Origin of the sequence: Nocardioides aquiterrae (assembly GCF_039526625.1) — a bacterium.
Taxonomy (GTDB): Bacteria; Actinomycetota; Actinomycetes; order Propionibacteriales; family Nocardioidaceae; genus Nocardioides; species Nocardioides aquiterrae.
Map to the genome: position 1 here is coordinate 391787 of NZ_BAAAJE010000002.1, position 17865 is coordinate 409651.

The window sequence follows — 17865 nt, forward strand, 5'->3', positions numbered from 1 at the left end:
CCCGAAATGAGCACCCACATCGGCGCCCGGCCGGGCGAGATCGCCCCCCTCGTCCTGATGCCCGGCGACCCGCTGCGCGCGAAGTGGATCGCGGAGACGTTCCTCGAGGACGCCCGGCTCTACACCGAGGTCCGCGGGATGCTCGGCTACACCGGCACCTGGCAGGGGCACCCGGTCTCGGTCCAGGGCTCCGGCATGGGCCAGCCGTCGCTGGCCATCTACGTCACCGAGCTGTTCTCCGAGTACGACGTGCAGTCGGTCATCCGGGTCGGCTCCTGCGGTGGCATGTCGCCGCAGGTCGCCGTCCGCGACGTGGTGATCGCGTCCGGGGCGTGCACCGACTCGTCGATGAACCGGATCGCGTTCGAGGGGCTCGACTACGCTCCCGTCGCCGACTTCGGCCTGCTGCGCGCGGCCGCAAATGCCGCGGGGGTCACGACCGGCTCGACCAACGGGCGCGCGCACGTCGGGCTGATCTACAGCAGCGACTCCTTCTACCCGGCGCGGCCCGAGCTCGCCGCCCGGATGGTCGACTACGGCGTGCTGGCCGTCGAGATGGAGGCCAGCGCGCTCTATACGATCGCGGCGAAGCACGGCCGCCGTGCGCTCACCATCTGCACGGTCTCCGACCACGTCGACCGGGGAGGCGACGTCCGCGGCCGAGCGGGAGCGCACCTTCGGGTACATGGTCGAGATCGCGCTGGCCGCGGGGACCGGCGCAGCCGAGTCGTCCGCCTGAGGGTGGCGTATAGGGGCGCGAGAGGCGGACGACCCGAAATAGTCGGGAGGCAGAAAGTGTTGAGGAGGGTGTGGAGATCCTCGACGCCGTCGTCATCGGGGCCGGCCAGGCCGGCCTGTCCGCGTCGTACCACCTGAAGCGGCGCGGGATCGCGCACGTCGTGCTGGACGCCGACCCGGGGCCCGGCGGCGCGTGGCAGCACCGCTGGGACTCGCTGACGATGGACGACGTGCACGGCGTCGCCGCGCTCCCGGACTCCGACTCCCCCGCGGGCGCCACGGGCCGCGCGAACACCGTCGTGCCGGCGTACTTCGCCGCGTACGAGCGCGAGCACGACCTGCCGGTGCTGCGGCCGGTCCGCGTCGACCGGGTCACGAGCGAGGGCGACCTGCTCGTCGTGCACGCCGGCGACCGCACCTGGACGACCCGGACCCTGGTCAACGCCACCGGCACCTGGTCGCAGCCGTACCTGCCGCACAACCCCGGCATCGAGACGTTCCGCGGCGAGCAGCTGCACACGGTGGGCTACCCCGGGCCGGACCACTTCCGCGGGCAGCGCGTGGTCGTCGTCGGCGGCGGCGCGTCCGCTGTCCAGCTGCTCGGCGAGATCGCCCCGGTCGCCGCCGACACGCTGTGGGTCACCCGGCGGGAGCCGGTGTGGCGCACCGACGACTTCACACCCGAGGGCGGGCGGGCGGCGGTCGCCCTGGTCGAGGACCGGGTACGGCGCGGCCTGCCGCCGGCGAGCGTGGTCAGCGTGACCGGGCTGGCGCTGCGCGCGCAGGAGCGTGAGGCGGAGCGGCTGGGCGCGTACCAGCGGCACCCGATGTTCACCGCGATCGAGCCCGACGGCGTCCGGATGCCCGGCCCCCCGCTCGACGACGGCTCCCGGTGGGCGGCCGACGTGATCCTGTGGGCGACCGGCTTCCGGCCCGCGATCGCGCACCTCGCTCCCCTGCACCTGCGCTCCGAGCACGGGGGCATCCGGCTCGACGGCACGACCGCGGTCGCGGATCCCCGGGTGCAGCTGGTCGGCTACGGCCCGTCGGCGAGCACCATCGGCGCCAACCGGGCCGGCCGGGTCGCCGCGCGGGGCGTGGCGACCCACCTCGCTCAGGCCGAGAGCATCGCCTCGAGCGCCTGACGGCCGGGCAGCTCGCCGGGCTCGACGACCTCGCCGGTGCGGACGTAGTAGAACGCCGCGCGTACCCGCTCGAGCGGCACGTCGTGCAGCTCCGCCCAGGCCAGCCGGTAGAGCGCCAGCTGCAGCGGGTCGGCGGTCGCGGCTCGGTTGGTCTTCCAGTCCACGACCAGGAACCCCTGCCCCCCGTCGGGCAGCGTGTCGCCGTAGACCGCGTCGATCCGGCCGCGGACGACCTGGCCGGCCAGGACGAGCGCGAACGGCGCCTCCACCTGGGCGGGCACCCGGGTCGCGAACGGCCCGGCCTCGAACGTGGCGATCAGCTCCTTGAGGTCGGAGTCGTCGTCGATGCCCGCGTCGGCGCGGCCGGGCAGGTCGCCGTAGTCGAACAGGTCCTGCTGGCCGAACCGCGCCTCCACCCAGGCGTGGAAGCGGGTGCCGAACCGCGCGGCCGACGACGGCGGCCGCGGCATCGGCCGGGCGAGCTCGCGAGCGAACTCCTCGGGGTCGTCGCGCAGCCGGCCCAGCGCGGTGGCCGACAGGCTCGACGGCAGGGGTACGGCGAGGTCGGTGCTGCGGTCCCGGCGCGCCTCGGCGAGCAGCCGCTCCAGCTCGGCGTCCCACTCCGCGACCCGGGCCGCCTCGATCATGTCGAGACCGGCGTCCGGCAGGTCCGGGTCGGCCTCGCGCACCCGGCGCGCGGCCTCGATCCGGAGCGCGGCCTCGCGGCCGGTGCACGTCGGCGGCCACGGCCGGGACGGGTCGACGGCGTCGTACGGGTTGGGGTCGCCCTTCTCCGGCCGGTCGAGCCACTCCGCCGGCTCGCCCCAGGCGTCGAGCTGGTCGCGCACGACCTGCTGGTACGCCGAGGGCCCGAACGGGGTGGCCCGCGGGCTCCAGAGGTACGAGGACACGAACAGCCGGCGGGCGGCGCGGGTGAACGCGACGTACCCGAGCCGCAGCTCCTCCTCGGCGTCGTGGTCGCGGGTGGCGGCGCGGTAGGCGTCGAGCGCGGCCTTGTCGAACCCGGCGAGCTGGGGCAGGTCGGCCGCGTCGCCGCGCAGCGGCGCCGGCAGGATCGCCGGCGACGAGGTCCACAGGGTGCGGGACCGGTTGGACGGGAACCGGGTCTCGCAGACCCCGACGAGGAACACCGCGTCCCACTCCAGACCCTTGGACCGGTGCACGGTCAGCAGCTTGACCGAGTCGGCCTCGGTCGGAGTCGCGACGTCCAGGCCGTTGCCCTGGTCGTCCTCGGCGGTCAGGTACGCCAGCAGGGCCGGCAGCGTGACGTCGCCGTCGACGGCCTGGAACTCCGCGACCGCCTTCACGAACAGGTCCAGGTTGTCGCGCCGGGCGGCCGCAGCCGGGCTGACCGCGGAGGCGAGCTCGACGTCGGTGCCGGTGGTGTCGATGATCCGGCGGACGATGTCGAGCAGCGGCTCGCCGACGTACATGCGCAGCATCCGCAGCTCGGCGGCCAGCAGCCCGAACCGCTCCAGCGCCGCGGAGGAGTACGGCAGCTCCCCCGGGTCGGCGAGCGCGTCGTCGAGGGACGGGATCTCGGCGGGGTCGATGCCGTCGGCGATCTCCAGCAGGCTCTCGGTGACCGAGGCGGCGTCGGCCGACCGGCGCTGGCGGCCGGCGATCTCGAACGCGCGCTGGCTGAGCAGCCGCAGGTCGCGCGGCCCGATCGCCCAGCGCGGGCCGGTGAGCAGCGTGAGCAGCGCGGCGTTCGCGGTGACGTCGTGGAGCAGGTGGAGGGTGGCGACGATCTCGGCGACCTCCGGCAGCCGGAGCAGGCCCGAGAGACCGACGATCTCGACCGGGATGCCGGCGCCGGTCAGCGCGTCGAAGACGTCCTCGGCGTGCGCGTTGTCGCGGGTGAGGACGCCGATCTCCGCCCATGACTCGTCGTGGGCGTCCCGCACCGCGGACACGAGCCAGTCGAGCTCGTCGGCGTGCGTCTCGAACACCCGCGCCGTCACCGAGCCGGTCTCGGCCTCGGGCTTGGCGACCAGCGGCTCGACCTGGCCGTACTTCTCGTACAGCGGCGCGGCCAGCCGGTTGGCGACCTCGAGGATGCGGGCGTCGGAGCGCCGGTTGACGGTGAGCGGGTACGTCGGCACCGGCGCGCCGCCGGCGGCGGGGAACGTGTCGGCGAAGTTGAGGATGTTGGAGACCGAGGCGCCGCGCCAGCCGTAGATGGCCTGGTTGGGGTCGCCGACCGCGGTGACCGGGTGGCCACCGGAGAACAGGCGGCCGAGCATCACCGCCTGGGCGACCGACGTGTCCTGGTACTCGTCGAGGAGCACCACCTTGAACCGGCTCCGCTCCAGGGCGCCGACGTCGGGCTGCTCCCGGGCCAGCCGGGCGCCGAGCTCGATCTGGTCGGAGAAGTCCATCAGGCCGAGGTCGCGCTTGAGCCGCCGGTACGCCTCGACCAGGCCCAGCAGCTCGGCCCGCCGGTCGATCGCGGAGATCGCCTTCTCGACGGCCTCGCGGTAGGTGACGCGGTTCTTGCCGGCGACCTCGTCGGCCAGCGCCCGCTCGAAGCCGGCGCGCGCCTCGGCGTCGACGGCGCGCACCGCCTCCGGGGCCACGAGGTGCTCGCTCATCGCGCTGTCGAGGGCGAGGAGGTTCTGGATCACGGTCTCCGGGTGGTCCGACAGCAGCCGGACGTCGCCGGTGTACCGGTCCACCACGCGGGCGCCGAGCTGGTAGCGGGCCGCGTCGGTGATCACCCGGGTGTCGGGCTCGTGCCCGATCCGGAGGCCGTGGTCGGTGAGCAGGCCGGCGGCGTAGGCGTTGTAGGTCGCGACCGTCGGCTCGAGCACGTCCTCGCCATCCTCCGGCTCCTCCAGCGCCCCCGCGGCCTTCAGAGCCTGCCGGATCCGCTGGCGCAGCTCGCTGGCCGCCTTGGTGGTGAACGTCAGGCCGAGCACCTCGTCGGGCCGCACCTGGCCGGTCACCACGAGGTAGACGACGCGGGCGGCCATCAGCGTGGTCTTGCCGGAGCCGGCACCGGCGATCACGACCGCGGGCGTGAGCGGCGCCGAGATCGCCGCCCACTGCTGGGCGCTGGGCGCGTAGGGCGTGCGCATCACCTGCGCGAGCGCCTCGGGACTGTCGATGGTCTGCGGCGTCACTGGCTGGTCACCGGCCCCGCGCTCTTGATCGGACAGATCGGGACGAAGGTGCAGTCGCGGCAGTGCTGCCCCGCGACCGCCGGGAAGGACTCCCCGCGCAGGAGCGAGGCGGCGTGGCCGAGCCGGGCGCGGAGCTCGGCGCGCGCGGCGCCGTCCTCGGGCTGGACGTCCTGCGCCTGCACGACGGCGGCCTCGCCGCCGTCGGTGAGCCCGAGCTGGACCAGCTCGGCGCCACCGGCGCGGGCGCCGGGGACCCGGTCGTCGACGGCGCCGTGGTCGACGGCGTACTGGTACAGCCCGAGCTGGACGTGGCTCTCGACGGACTTGTTGCTGGGCTTGGTGCGCCCGGACTTCAGGTCGACCACGACGACGTTGCCGTCCGCGTCGAGCTCGACGCGGTCGGCGTACCCGCTGATCTGGACCCGCTCGACGCGCTGTCCTGAGCCTGTCGAAGGGCTCTCGAGCTCGACCACGGTGGAGAACCTCGCCTCGGTCTCGACCAGCCGGCGCGGGTTCGCGAGGTGCCACTGCAGGAACCGGTTGATGGCGGCACGGACCCGCTCGTGCTCGCGCAGCTTCGACCAGGGCGTGCGGAAGTCGAGCCGGTCCCAGACCGCGTCGACGTGTGCCATCAGGACGTCGGCCGCGGGCTCGAGCTCGCCCCGGGCGACCCGCTGCGCGAGCTCGTGGAGCATCTCGCCGAGGTTCGCGGACTGGTGCGCGCGGGAGATGCCGCCCGCCTCGCGCTCGAGGAACCACTGGGTCGGGCAGACCGCCACCGACTCCAGCAGGGTCGCGGAGACCGGCACCGGCTGGTCGGGGTCGCGGACCGGCTGCACGGAGCGGGTCGCGGCGCGGGTGCCCCACCACGTCGACGGGTCGGCGATGCGGACCTCGGGGGCCAGCCGCGCGAGCCGGCGGGCGGCGGCCTCGCGGAGCGGCTCGGAGGTGTCGGGGTCGGCGACGGTGCGGCGCAGCTCGGCCACCAGCCCGGCCAGCGACAGCGGCCGCGGCGGCCGGCCGACGACCCGCTCGACGGAGACGCCGAGCTCGTCGAGGAACCGCGACGGCTGCTCGCCCTCGTCGTCGGCGGACGCGACCGCGGTGACGACCAGCCGCTGCCGCGCGCGCGTGCACGCGACGTAGAACAGCCGGCGCTCCTCCATCAGCAGCTCGCGCGAGGTCACCGGGGGCACGACGCCGTGCTCGCCGATCCGGTCGGCCTGGAGCAGCGTGGACCGGCGCCGGAGGTCGGGCCAGCCGTCCTGCTGGACGTGGGCGACGACGACCAGCCGCCACTCGAGGCCCTTGGCGCGGTGGGCGGTCAGCAGGCGTACGGCGGAGCCGCGCGCCCCGCGCTCGGCGAGCGTGTCGGCCGGGATCTGCTGCTGCACGAGCGTGGCCAGGAACGCCCGGACGCCGACGTGGTCGCGCTGCTCCTCGGCCCGCGCGGCGACGTCGAACAGCGCGCACACGGAGTCGAGGTCGCGGTGCGCTCGGCGCGCCGCGCCGCCGCCGAGGTCCACCGAGCGGCGTAGCCGGGCCGGCCACCCGGTGCGCGACCAGAGGGTCCAGAGCAGCTCCTCGGCGGAGGCGCCGGAGCGCATCTCCTCCCGCGCGTCCAGGAGCAGCTGCGTGAGCGCCCGCGCCCGGACCACCTCGGGGCCGTCGAGGCCGTCGAGGAAGCCGGGCTCGACGACCACCCGGCGGACGAGCTCGCGGGAGGTGCGCGGGGTGCGACCGTCGGCCTTGCTCTGCTCCTTCTCGCGGGTGCGCAGCCGCCGGGCGAGGCGGCGTACGTCGCCGGCGTCGAGCCCACCGAGCGGGCCGAGCAGCAGCGCCTCGGCCCGGGCGGGATCCAGGAAGTCGACGTGGTCGGGGTCCTCGTTGTCGAGGTTGACCACCGCGCGGAGCGCGTCCAGCAACGGGAGCACGGCGGGGTCGCGGACCAGCGGGACCTCGTCGCTGGCGACCTCGACCGGCACGCCGGCGGCGCCCAGGGCGCGGCGCAGCGGCGGGATCGACGTCCGGCCGGAGCGGACCAGCACCGCCATCTCGTCCCAGGGGACGCCGTCCTCGAGGTGGGCACGGCGGAGCAGGTCGGCGAGGTGCTCGGCCTCGGCGCGCTCGGTGTCGAAGGTGCGGACCAGCACCCGGCCGTCGCCGAGGTCGTTGGGCGCCGCCTCCGGGGCGAGGAACGCCGTGCGCGCCTCCTCGGGGATGCTCCCCGGCAGCGCGAGCCGGCCCGCGACCCGCTGCGCGGCCACCAGGAGCCGCGGGCCGAACCGGCGGGTGGTGCGCAGCGCGACGACGTCGGCGTGGCGGCCGTCGGCGTGCGGGAACTCCGCCGGGAAGTCGAGGATGCCGCGCACCTCGGCACCGCGGAACCCGTAGATGGACTGGTGCGGGTCGCCCACGACCACCAGGTCGCGACCGTCGCCGGCGAGCGCGCGCAGCAGCGCGACCTGGCCGGGGTCGGTGTCCTGGTACTCGTCGACGAACACCGCCCGGATCCGCGCCCGCAGCTCGTCGCGGTGCGCCTGCGCCTCGATGGTGGCCCGGCGGATCAGGTCGGCGTAGTCGGTGGCGCCCTGGGAGTCGAGGTTGGTGAGGTACTGGTCGAGGAACAGCCCGGCGGCGACGAACTCGGGCAGCCCCTCGGCCTCGCCCAGGGCCCGCAGCGCCTCGCCGTCCAGCCCCTTCTCGCGGGCGCGGGACAGCACGGCGTGCACCTCGCGGGCGAAGCCGCGGGTGCCGAGTGCGCGGGCCAGCGACTCCGGCCAGCTGACCGACTCGGGGTGGTCGGTCAGCAGCTCGCGCAGGACGACGTCCTGCTCCGGCGCGGACAGCAGCCGCAGCGGCGCCTCGTAGAGCTCGGCGGGCGAGTACTGCCGGATCAGCCCGTAGGCGAAGGAGTGGAACGTCGAGCTCAGCGGGGTCGACATGGTGCGGCCCAGCCGGGCCGTCACCCGGTCGCGGAGCTGCTCGGCGGCCTTGCGGGAGAAGGTGAGCGCGAGGATCTCGTCCGGCCGGGCGCCGCGGTTGTCGATCCGGTCGACGATCGCCTCGACCAGCGTCGTGGTCTTGCCGGTGCCGGGGCCGGCCAGCACGAGCAGCGGCCCGCCGGCGTGGTCGACGACCCGGCGCTGGTGCTCGTCGAGATCCGGGACCGTGACGGCGTGCTCGGGTCGCACCAGGTGGTACGTCGTGGCCGTCATGCAGTCATTCGATCATCCGGCGCCGACATGCCAGCACAATGACTCCCGTGAGTCACAGAACGGTCGCGATCCTCGCCTTCGACGACATGGAGGTGCTCGACTTCGCCGGTCCCTACGAGGTCTTCAACGTCGCCGGCGAGCTCGGCGACGGCAACCCCTTCGAGGTGTTCTCCGTCGGCCTCACCGGATCACCGGCGGTCGGCCGCGGCGGGTTCGCCGTGCTGCCGACGTACTCCCTCGACGACGCCCCGCCGCCGGACCTGCTGGTGATCCCGGGCGGCGCCGGATCCCGGGCGCTGACGAAGGACGAGCGGCTGCTCGCGTGGGTCCGGGAGCGCGCGGCCGAGGTCGAGCTGCTGATGTCGGTGTGCACCGGCGCGCTGGTGCTCGGGGCCGCCGGGCTGCTGGAGCGGCGGGCCGCAACCACGCACCACGACGCGTACGACGAGCTCGCGGAGATCTCGCCGACCACCAAGGTCGTGCGCGGGCAGCGGTTCGTGCGCAGCAGCGACACGATCCTGACCTCCGCCGGCGTCTCGGCCGGCGTGGACCTGGCCCTGCACGTCGTGCAGCTGCTCGCCGGGCAGGAGACCAAGGACCGGACGGTCACCGAGATGGAGTGGATGTGGCAGTCGTAGGGCGTCGTCGTCCTCCGGCGTTGTCACCTATCGCCGTAGGCGCCGTCCGGGCTCGTCAGTAGCGTGCCGCCATGACCGCCTCGACCCCGGAGGGCCCCCTCTCCGACCTGCTCGTGCTCGACCTGACCCGCGCGCTCGCCGGGCCGCACGCCGGCATGATGCTCGGCGACATGGGCGCGCGGGTCATCAAGATCGAGCCGCCGACCGGTGACGACACCCGGTCGTGGGGCCCGCCGTTCATCGGCGACGAGGAGGAGCGCGAGTCGACGTACTTCCTCTCGGCGAACCGCAACAAGGAGTCGATGGTCCTCGACCTGAAGAACCCCGCCGACTGCGAGGTCCTGGAGAAGCTGGTCGCGCGCGCGGACGTGCTGATGGAGAACTACCGCGTCGGCGTGCTCGACCGGCTGGGCTTCCCCGTCTCCCGGCTGCACGAGCTGAACCCGCGGCTGGTCGTCCTGTCGATCTCCGGGTTCGGCCACGACGGCCCCGAGGCGAAGCGCGCGGGGTACGACCAGATCGCCCAGGGCGAGGGCGGCCTGATGTCGATCACCGGAACGTCGCAGCCGACCAAGGTGGGCGTCCCGATCGCGGACCTGATCGCGGGGATGAACGGCGCGTTCGGCGTCCTCGCGGCGCTGCACGAGCGCACCCGGACCGGCGTGGGGCGGGTCGTGCGCACGTCGCTGCTCGCCGGGATGATCGGCGTGCACGCCTTCCAGGGCACCCGGTGGACCGTCGCCGGGGAGGTCCCGGGACTGGCGGGCGACCACCACCCGTCGATCGCGCCGTACGGGATGTTCGCGACCGCGACGGCGCCCGTGCAGATCGCCTGCGGCAGCGAGGGGCTGTGGCGGTCGCTGTGCGCGGCGTTCGGCTGGGACCCGGCCGAGCCGTCGTTCGCCACGAACCCGCTCCGCGTGGCCAACCGGGACGCGCTGGTGGCGCGGATCGAGGGCCTGTTCGCCACCGAGCCCGCCGAGCACTGGCTCGCGCTGCTCGCGGAGGCGGGTGTGCCGTCCGGCAAGGTGCGCTCGATGGACGACGTCTACTCGTGGGAGCAGACGCTCTCGCAGGGGCTGCTGCTGTCGGTCGCGCACGCGACCCAAGGGGAGCTGCGGCTCCCCGGCTCGCCGATCCGCTTCGACGACAACCCCTACTCCGGCGGGCGGTCGGAGCACCTCGCGCCGCCCACGCTGGGGCAGCACGACGAGTCGATCCGGGAGTGGCTCGAGACGTGAGCCGGGACTGGCACGACTGGTACCGGGGGTACGACGACCCGTCGTCCTCGCTGTCGCGCCGGCTCGAGACGGTGCGTGCCTGCCTGGAGTCGCTGCTGCGGTCGGCCGACCGGCCGCTGCGGCTGCTGAGCCTCTGCGCGGGTGACGGGCGGGACACGCTGCCGGTCGTCGCCGCGACCGGCGCGACCGTGACCGGCGTCCTGGTGGAGCTCGACCCCGTGCTCGCCGGACGCGCCCGGGCCGCGGCGCCCGCCGGGCTCGAGGTGCGGACCGCGGACGCCGGGACGGCGGCGTCGTACGCCGGCGGCGTGCCGGCCGACGTCCTCCTGGCGTGCGGGGTCTTCGGCAACGTCAGCGACGACGACGTCGCCAGGACCGTGACGGCCCTGCCCTCGCTGCTCGCGCCCGGCGGCTGCGTGATCTGGACGCGCGGCCGTCGCGTGCCGCAGGACCCCTCGACGCACGCCGGCGATCCCGCGGAGCTGGTCCGCTCCCTCTTCGCCGACGCGGGCTTCGAGGAGGTCTCCTACGTCGCCGACGAGTCGGGCTTCCGGGTCGGCGTGCACGAGTGGCCCGGGCCCACCCGGACGCCGCCCGCCGAGGGGCGGCTGTTCAGCTTCGTCTGAGCGCCGCCGCGCTCAGACGAAGGGTGCGTTCCGGCACGGACTTGTCGGCCAATCCCTGACGTTGTCGGCCGAAGTTTCGGCCGACAAGTTCAGGTTTCCCCGGTTGACCGGGGAAACCGCCGCCCCCCTCACCCCAGGTCGACGATGGCCGCGACCGGGCCGCCGCCGTCCGGGCCCTGGTGGGCGGCGGAGACGGAGACGAACACGGCGGGGTCGCCGGTGACGGCCGCGGTGACGCCGCCGACGCAGGCCTTGATCTGGCGGTGCCAGTGCACGTCGGAGTCGTCGAGCATCGCGTTGCGGCGGCCGCGGACCTCGCCGTCCTGGGAGGCCTCGCACTTGAGGAACACGTTGACCAGGCGGCCGTCGAGGTCCGAGGTGTGCGGGCGCTCGGGCAGGTCCAGGCCGGCCGAGCGGATCGCGTCCCAGATGCCGTCCTGGTCGAGCGCGTCCTTCATCACCGAGTGGCCGATTCGGTAGCGGCCGCCGACGCCCGGGGCGTTGCCGACCACGACCACCTGCGCCTGGTCCAGCTCGACGCCGGACGAGCAGGAGGCCACCGACGAGTACAGCGAGCGGTCGTGCATGACGTCCTCGTCGGACGGCATCTCGATCTCGCCGAGGGCGACCGCGATGCCGAGCGCGGTGCAGCCGTTGGAGAGGTCCATCGACTCGTGGGTGTGCTCGGTCCACACGGTCTTCCCGCGCGACTTGGCGTCGCGGATGGTGTGGATGGTCAGCAGCGGCGTCTTGGTCTGCACGTAGTGCACGTCGGCCGGGTCGGTGATGCCGGCCCGCTCCATCGCCACCTTCACCGCGTCGGCGACCTTGGTGATCATCGCGGTGCGGCCGATGTCCTCGGGCGCCAGCCGCTCGCTCATCGCGAAGCCGACGGTCAGCCGGGGCTCGTCGGTCGGCTCGGCGTCGGTGGTCGCGAAGATCGTCGCGTGCGGGCTGATCACGCCGTCGGTGCCGCCGGACCACACGATCGGGACCTGCTTCACCGCGTCCGGGTCGGCGCCCTTCTCGACGAGCACCTCGCGGAACGCGCGGTCGGCGATGATCCGCGTGTAGTCGTTCACGCCGCCGTTGCCCTCGGTCTTGCCGATGATCGCGATGACGCGGCCGGCCTCCATCACCCCGTCGTCGATGAGCTTCGCGAGCTCGCTGGCGTCGGCGACCGAGTGGATCGGGACCTTGCGTACTTCGATGGCGCTGGGCATCTGCTCTCTTCTCCTCGTGGGGGTGCGGCTCGTGGGTGGCTACTGGGCTACGACGACGGTTCCGGCCTCGCCGGCGATGGCGTCGGAGATGTGGTCGAGGTCGGTGATCACGGCGTGCGTCCCGCCCTGCTCGACGAACCGGCAGGCGGCGTCGACCTTGGGCCCCATCGAGCCGCTGGCGAAGTGGCCCTCCGCGGCGTACGCGCGCAGCCGCTCGACGGTGACCGTGCCGAGCGCCTCGGCGGCCGGGGTGCCGTACCGGAGCACGGCGTTCGGGACGTCGGTGCCGATCACCAGCACGTCGGCGGCCACGGTCCGGGCCAGCAGCGCGGCGCCGAGGTCCTTGTCGATGACGGCCTCCACGCCGCGCAGCCGGCCGTCGGCGTCCCGGACGACCGGGATCCCGCCGCCGCCGTTCGCGACGACCACGAACCCCGCCTCGACCAGCACCTGCACGGCGGGGGCGTCCAGGATCTCCCGGGGCTCGGGCGAGGCGACCACGCGCCGCCAGCCCTTCTCGCCGCGGTCCTCCCAGGTCTCGCCGTGCTCGACCAGGACGGCCGCCTCCTCGGCGGGCAGGAACCGGCCGATCGGCTTGCTCGGCCTCGTGAAGCCGGCGTCGTCGGCGTCGACGAGCGCGCGGGTCACCAGCGCGGCCGCACGCCGGTCGACGCCCCGCTCGGCCATCGCGGTCTCGAGGGCGTTCATCAGCACGAACCCGAGCGTCGCCTGCGTCTGGGCGCCACACCAGTCCAGCGGCACCGGCGGTACGACGGCCGCGGCGAGCTCGTTCTTGACCAGCAGGTTGCCGACCTGGGGGCCGTTGCCGTGGGTGATCACGACCTCGACGTCCTCGTGGAGCAGGTCCGCGACCGCCGCCATCGCGACCTGCGCCGCCGCGATCTGGTCCTCCGGGCGGGCCCGGCCGTCGGCGTTCGTCATGGCGTTGCCACCGAGCGCGAGCAGGACCCTCATGCGACGAACCTAGTGACCGCGCCAACGCCGTGCTTCGGCAGGAGTTGCCAAGAGAACCGGGTCCGCGCCGTCACCGTCCCCCAGCAACCCGCAGCGTCGTGCCGGTGACGTACGACGCCTCGTCGCTCATCAGCCACGCGATCGCGTCGGCCACCTCGTGCGGCTCCCCCGCGCGGCCCAGCGGCACCCGCGGGCCGACCCGGTCGATCCGGCCGGGCTCGCCCGCGTCGGCGTGGATGGTGGTGCGGACGATGCCCGGCGCGACGCCCACCACGCGGACGCCATCGCCCGCGACCTCCTGCGCCAGGCCGAGGGTGAGCGCGTCGACGCCCGCCTTCGCGGCGGCGTACTGGACGTACTCCCCCGGTGAGCCGAGCGTCGCCGCGCCGGAGCTGACGTTGACCAGCACGCCGCCGGAGCCGCCGTACGACGTGCCCATCGCGCGGACCGCGGCCCGGGCGACCAGCAGCGCGGCGGTGAGATTGAGGTCGACGGTCGCGGCGATCACCTCGGGCGGGGTCTCGGCGAGCGGGCCGAGGTGCAGCGTGGCGCCGGCGTTGTTGACCACGCCGGTGACCGGGCCCGCCGCCTCGAACAGCCGGTCCACGCCGGACGGGTCGGTCAGGTCGGCGCGCACCGTCCGGCAGCGGGCGCCGGCGTCCTCGACCGCGAGCCGCGTCTCCTCGGCCGCGCGGTCGTCGCGGGCGTACCCGAGCACCAGGTCGTGCCCGTCGCGGGCCAGGCGCAGCGCGGTCGCGGCACCGATGCCGCGGGTGCCGCCGGTGACCAGGGTGAGGCTCATGCGAGCTCGAAGTCGTCGAAGTGGAAGCCCGGCGAGACCAGGCAGCTGACCAGCGCGTCGACGGCGCGCGGCACCGTCCGCTGCCAGGTCCCGGCCGGCACCAGCGCCTGGGGCCGGGCGGCGTCGACCTCGACGACCGCGGCGGGCTCCGGCGTCCCTCCCGAGCCGCCCAGCTCGAGCGTGACGGCGCCCTGATGCGCGAGCCACACCTCGTCCGAGGAGACCCGGTGCCAGGCCGACGACTCGCCGGCCGGCAGCAGGAAGTGGATGAGCGTCGCCGTGGGCCGCACCCGGCCGTCCGCGAGCGTCACCGTCTCGGGCGCGACCCAGGTCTGCCGGTACCACCCGCCCTCGGGGTGCGGCTCCAGGTCGAGCGCCTCGGCGAGCGGCGGCCTCCCGGGGAGACCGCGGTCAACGGGGTGAACCATGGGCCGAGTCTGTCAGCCCGCGTGGCAAGGTAGGGCCGTGCTTCGAGACACTCCGCCGTTCCGTGCCGACCACGTCGGCAGCCTGCTCCGGCCGCGGCACCTGCTGCAGGCCCGCGAAGACCACGCCGCCGGCGCCATCACCGCCGAGCGCCTCCGCGAGATCGAGGACGAGGCGATCCTCGAGGTGATCGACCTGCAACGCGCCGCGGGGCTGCGGTCCGCGACCGACGGGGAGTTCCGCCGCGGCTCGTGGCACATGGACTTCATCTACAGCCTCGACGGCGTGAGCAAGGCGCACGACAACCTCACCGTGCACTTCAAGAACGCCGCCGGCGAGCTCGACTTCACCCCCGCCGCCCTCCGGGTGGACGGGAAGCTCGGCATCTCGGAGACCATCTTCGGCGACGCGTTCGCGTTCCTGCGCGACCACGTCTCCGAGGGCGTCACGCCGAAGCTGACGATCCCGTCGCCGAGCATGGTCCACTACCGCGGTGGCGCCGCGGCGATCGATCCCGAGGTCTACCCCGACGTCGAGGAGTTCTGGAGCGACCTGACGGCGGCGTACCGCGAGCAGGTCCGCCGGGTGCACGAGCTGGGCTGCACCTACCTCCAGCTCGACGACACCTCGCTCGCCTACCTCAACGACCCCGACCAGCGCCGCGCGATGGCCGACCGCGGCGAGGACTCCGAGCACCTCCACGAGGCGTACATCCGGCACCTCAACGAGGCGCTCGACGGGCGGCCGGAGGGGCTCACCGTCACCACGCACATGTGCCGCGGCAACTTCCGCGACTCGTGGGTGGCCGAGGGCGGCTACGACTTCGTCGCCGAGGCGCTGTTCAACCAGCTCGACGTCGACGGCTTCTTCCTCGAGTACGACGACGAGCGGTCCGGCACGTTCGAGCCGCTGCGCCACGTGCCGCCCGGCAAGATGGTCGTGCTCGGGATCGTCACCACCAAGCGCGGCGAGCTGGAGTCCAAGGACGCGCTGAAGCGGCGGCTGGACGACGCCGCGAAGTACGTCGACCTCGACCAGGTCTGCATCTCGCCGCAGTGCGGCTTCTCCTCGACCTTCGAGGGCAACTCGCTCAGCGTCGACCAGGAGAAGGCGAAGCTCGCGCTGCTGGTGGAGCTCGCCGACGAGATCTGGGGTCGGTAGAAGTCGGTCCGGGGCGGCCCGGGGATCGCTACGCTTCGGCGTACCCATCCGCCTCGGGCCACCAGGAAGAAGTCCCATGCAGTCCGAAGTGCTCTACAGCCCGGCGTACGCCACCGCCAAGCTCACCCTCACCCAGGGCGAGGTCGTCCGCGCCGAGTCCGGGGCGATGCTGGCCATGTCCCCCGGCCTCACCATGGAGACCTCCACGCAGGGCGGGGTCCTCAAGGGCCTGAAGCGCGCGGTGCTCGGTGGCGAGTCGTTCTTCATGAACACCTTCACCGCCCAGGCCGACGGCGCGGAGCTCTACGTCGCTCCCGCGCTGCCGGGCGACGTCGTGTCCTGGCCGCTGAACGGCACGCTCTACGTGCAGTCCGGGTCGTTCCTCGCCTGCTCCAACGACATCACCGTCGACACGCAGTGGGGCGGCGGCAAGACGTTCTTCTCCAGCGAGGGCCTGTTCATGCTGCGCATCGCCGGCCAGGGTCAGCTGGTGCTGTCCAGCTACGGCGCGATCCACGCGATCGACCTGCAGGCGGGGCAGACCTACACCGTCGACACCGGCCACATGGTGGCCTGGACCGAGGGCATCCAGTACAACGTGCGGAAGGTCGGCAACTGGAAGTCCACGTTCTTCTCCGGCGAGGGCCTCGTCTGCGACCTCACCGGCCCGGGCCGGATCTACCTCCAGACGCGCAGCCAGGACGCGTTCCTGGGGTGGCTGATCCCGAAGCTGCCCACCCAGAGCAGCAGCTGATCAGCCGGCCGACAGCACGAGCTCCACGTCGTCGCTGCCGGTCAGCGTGAGCGTGCCGCGGTCCAGCGTCGCGTCCATCCCGTCGGTGAAGAGCCCGGCCAACCACTGGTCCTGCTCGGCCAGGTCGGGCGTCGGGCAGGCGATCGTGGTGGACGCGGCCGGGCGGGTCCACTTCAGCGTGCCGTTGTCGTCGACGTCGTACTCGCCGGTCTGCGTGTTGCAGCCGGCCTTGACCGCCAGGGTGCCCTCCTGGAAGGACAGCGTGACGGCGGATCCTTCGACGAGGTCGTGACCGCTGACGTCGGTCGAGGTGAAGGTCGTGGCGTCGAGGTCGGCGGGGTCAGGCGCCGAGGCACCGTCCTGGTCGTCGGAGCCACAGCCGGCGAGCAGGGTGAGGGTGGCGGCGAGGGCCGCGAGGATTCGCATCAGATCAGCTCCCGAGATGGTCGTCCTCACACCCGACCAGAGACCGGATCAGAAGTCCACCGGGTTCCCCCGCTCAGGCCAGCAGCGCCCGGAGGGTCCGGGTGCCGACGGGCAGGCCGTGCCGGTCGTAGTAGGCGAACATCGCCGTCAGCCACGGGTGCGTGCCCGGGTCCGGCACCCGCTCGGCGACGATCCCGGCCTCCTCGGCCAGCTCCCGCACCGTCGCCCGCCGGCTGGCCAGCTCGTACGTCGCGCCGACGTGGCCGTCCTCGAGCAGCACCCGCGCGGCCGCGCGGCCCAGGTCGGCCAGGTCGAGGAAGCCGAAGGGGGCGTCCACGTCGTACGGCACGCGGACGGTCGGTCCGCCGAGGTCGAGGTTCTGCAGGTAGGCGCCGGGCTGGAGGATCGTCCACGCCAGCCCCGACCGGCGGACCAGGTCCTCGGACACCGCCTTCCCCACGTGGTGCGGCATCGCGGGCGCGTACGGCGACGCGACCGAGTGGTAGACCACCCGCGGCACGCCCGCGGCGTGCATCGCGGCCAGCGCGTCCGCGACGTACGCCGGCTCGTCGGGGTGCAGGTTGGGCGCGATCAGGTACGCCGCGGCGCAGCCCGTCAGGTCCCAGCCGTCGCGGCCGAGGAGTCGCGCGTCCGGGAGGTGCGCACCGACCGCGCGGCCGGTCTTGCCGCGGCCGGCGAACACGGCGACTCGGGTCATGCCCGGACTCTAGAACCCCGCGGCGAGTGCCGCGTCGAACGCCTCCGAGTCCTCGAGCGTGGCGTCGAGCTCCCTGCCGTCGAGGACCAGCGAGCGGCCCCGGCCGCACAGCGGCGCACCGGGGTCGACGGAGAGCGTGTGGCCCGGCCAGTGGAAGGTCGCCGAGTACACGTGGAGGTCGCCGACCGGGCTGGCACACGGGCGCCCCGCCGCGCGAGCCGGCGCGCCCCAGAGGCGGTTGTAGGCGGCGACGATCGCCCGCACCCGCGCGGGGTCCGAGACGGTCGTGCTCGCGGGAGGTCCCACGGGACCGGTGACGTCGGTGCGAGTGACGTCGATGCTCGTGACCGCGTCCGGCACGAACGTCTCGGCGGTCCGGTCGGCGCGGGCCGCGATGGTCACGTCGATGCGGATCCGCGTCCGGGCCGGACCGAGCCGGGCGAGGGACACGAAGACGGAGGGCTCCGTGTAGGCGGCGGTGCCCCGGGCGGTCCAGTACGTGTAGTCACCGTCTCGGTGCGCACCCGCGGGACGGTGCCGTCGGTACCACGCGTCGACGTCGTCGGACGGCATCCGTACCACCCACCACAGGGTCCTCGCCAGCGACGGGTCGACGTCCCCGACCCAC

The 17865-nt window shown here is 74.0% G+C and carries 15 protein-coding genes; 7 read left to right on the forward strand and 8 right to left on the reverse strand.

The features are described 5' to 3' along the window. The first annotated feature begins 6 nt into the window (after positions 1 to 6). Both deoD and ABD086_RS04490 read left to right on the forward strand, forming a co-directional pair. The gene (deoD, locus tag ABD086_RS04485; RefSeq protein WP_343906044.1) at positions 7 to 876 is read left to right on the forward strand and encodes a purine-nucleoside phosphorylase; all 870 of its coding nucleotides are present in this window, start codon (positions 7 to 9) and stop codon (positions 874 to 876) included. Beyond that, positions 810 to 1883 carry an FAD-dependent oxidoreductase gene (locus ABD086_RS04490; protein ID WP_343906046.1) on the forward strand — a complete coding sequence of 358 codons (1074 nt, stop codon included), beginning with the start codon at positions 810 to 812 and terminating at the stop codon, positions 1881 to 1883. The genes deoD and ABD086_RS04490 overlap by 67 nt, the downstream gene beginning before the upstream one ends. Here the strand turns inward: ABD086_RS04490 and ABD086_RS04495 are convergent. Both ABD086_RS04495 and ABD086_RS04500 read right to left on the reverse strand, forming a co-directional pair. Beyond that, positions 1853 to 5029, reverse strand: a complete 3177-nt coding sequence (locus ABD086_RS04495) for an ATP-dependent helicase (protein WP_343906048.1) — start codon at positions 5027 to 5029, stop codon at positions 1853 to 1855. The genes ABD086_RS04490 and ABD086_RS04495 overlap by 31 nt on opposite strands. Then, positions 5026 to 8247, reverse strand: coding sequence for an ATP-dependent helicase (locus ABD086_RS04500; protein WP_343906049.1), 3222 nt, complete (start codon positions 8245 to 8247; stop codon positions 5026 to 5028). Before ABD086_RS04500 ends, ABD086_RS04495 begins: the two co-directional genes overlap by 4 nt. Before the next feature lie 38 nt (positions 8248 to 8285). Here ABD086_RS04500 and ABD086_RS04505 point away from each other — a divergent pair, with 38 nt between their 5' ends. The 3 genes from ABD086_RS04505 to ABD086_RS04515 all read left to right on the forward strand — a co-directional run bounded on the left by ABD086_RS04505 (position 8286) and on the right by ABD086_RS04515 (position 10752). Next, the gene (locus ABD086_RS04505; RefSeq protein WP_425571528.1) at positions 8286 to 8885 is read left to right on the forward strand and encodes a DJ-1/PfpI family protein; all 600 of its coding nucleotides are present in this window, start codon (positions 8286 to 8288) and stop codon (positions 8883 to 8885) included. Between the two features lie 71 nt (positions 8886 to 8956). Beyond that, positions 8957 to 10126, forward strand: a complete 1170-nt coding sequence (locus ABD086_RS04510; protein ID WP_343906053.1) for a CaiB/BaiF CoA transferase family protein — start codon at positions 8957 to 8959, stop codon at positions 10124 to 10126. After that, positions 10123 to 10752 carry a class I SAM-dependent methyltransferase gene (locus ABD086_RS04515; RefSeq protein WP_343906054.1) on the forward strand — a complete coding sequence of 210 codons (630 nt, stop codon included), beginning with the start codon at positions 10123 to 10125 and terminating at the stop codon, positions 10750 to 10752. The genes ABD086_RS04510 and ABD086_RS04515 overlap by 4 nt, the downstream gene beginning before the upstream one ends. Before the next feature lie 128 nt (positions 10753 to 10880). Here ABD086_RS04515 and bar read toward each other — a convergent pair whose 3' ends face one another. From bar to ABD086_RS04535, 4 genes are all read right to left on the reverse strand, one after another. Further along, positions 10881 to 11975, reverse strand: a complete 1095-nt coding sequence (bar, locus tag ABD086_RS04520; protein ID WP_343906056.1) for a barbiturase — start codon at positions 11973 to 11975, stop codon at positions 10881 to 10883. Positions 11976 to 12014: 39 nt separating this feature from the next. Then, positions 12015 to 12950, reverse strand: a complete 936-nt coding sequence (locus tag ABD086_RS04525; protein WP_343906058.1) for a carbamate kinase — start codon at positions 12948 to 12950, stop codon at positions 12015 to 12017. Between the two features lie 70 nt (positions 12951 to 13020). Further along, positions 13021 to 13752, reverse strand: coding sequence for an SDR family oxidoreductase (locus ABD086_RS04530; protein WP_343906060.1), 732 nt, complete (start codon positions 13750 to 13752; stop codon positions 13021 to 13023). Beyond that, positions 13749 to 14180 carry a cupin domain-containing protein gene (locus ABD086_RS04535; protein ID WP_343906062.1) on the reverse strand — a complete coding sequence of 144 codons (432 nt, stop codon included), beginning with the start codon at positions 14178 to 14180 and terminating at the stop codon, positions 13749 to 13751. Before ABD086_RS04535 ends, ABD086_RS04530 begins: the two co-directional genes overlap by 4 nt. Positions 14181 to 14217: 37 nt before the next feature. Here ABD086_RS04535 and ABD086_RS04540 point away from each other — a divergent pair, with 37 nt between their 5' ends. Both ABD086_RS04540 and ABD086_RS04545 read left to right on the forward strand, forming a co-directional pair. Beyond that, positions 14218 to 15339, forward strand: coding sequence for a 5-methyltetrahydropteroyltriglutamate--homocysteine S-methyltransferase (locus tag ABD086_RS04540; RefSeq protein ID WP_343906064.1), 1122 nt, complete (start codon positions 14218 to 14220; stop codon positions 15337 to 15339). A gap of 76 nt (positions 15340 to 15415) precedes the next feature. After that, on the forward strand, positions 15416 to 16093 hold the full coding sequence (locus tag ABD086_RS04545) for a TIGR00266 family protein (protein WP_343906065.1): 678 nt from the start codon (positions 15416 to 15418) through the stop codon (positions 16091 to 16093). Here the strand turns inward: ABD086_RS04545 and ABD086_RS04550 are convergent, their stop codons facing one another. Together ABD086_RS04550 and ABD086_RS04555 are read right to left on the reverse strand one after the other, a co-directional pair. Further along, positions 16094 to 16519 (reverse strand): META domain-containing protein, encoded by a 426-nt coding sequence (locus tag ABD086_RS04550; RefSeq protein ID WP_343906066.1) that lies wholly within the window; start codon positions 16517 to 16519, stop codon positions 16094 to 16096. Between the two features lie 73 nt (positions 16520 to 16592). Next, entirely contained in the window at positions 16593 to 17237 is a 645-nt protein-coding gene (locus ABD086_RS04555) for an NAD(P)H-binding protein (protein ID WP_343906067.1), read from the reverse strand. Positions 17238 to 17865: the final 628 nt, after the last annotated feature.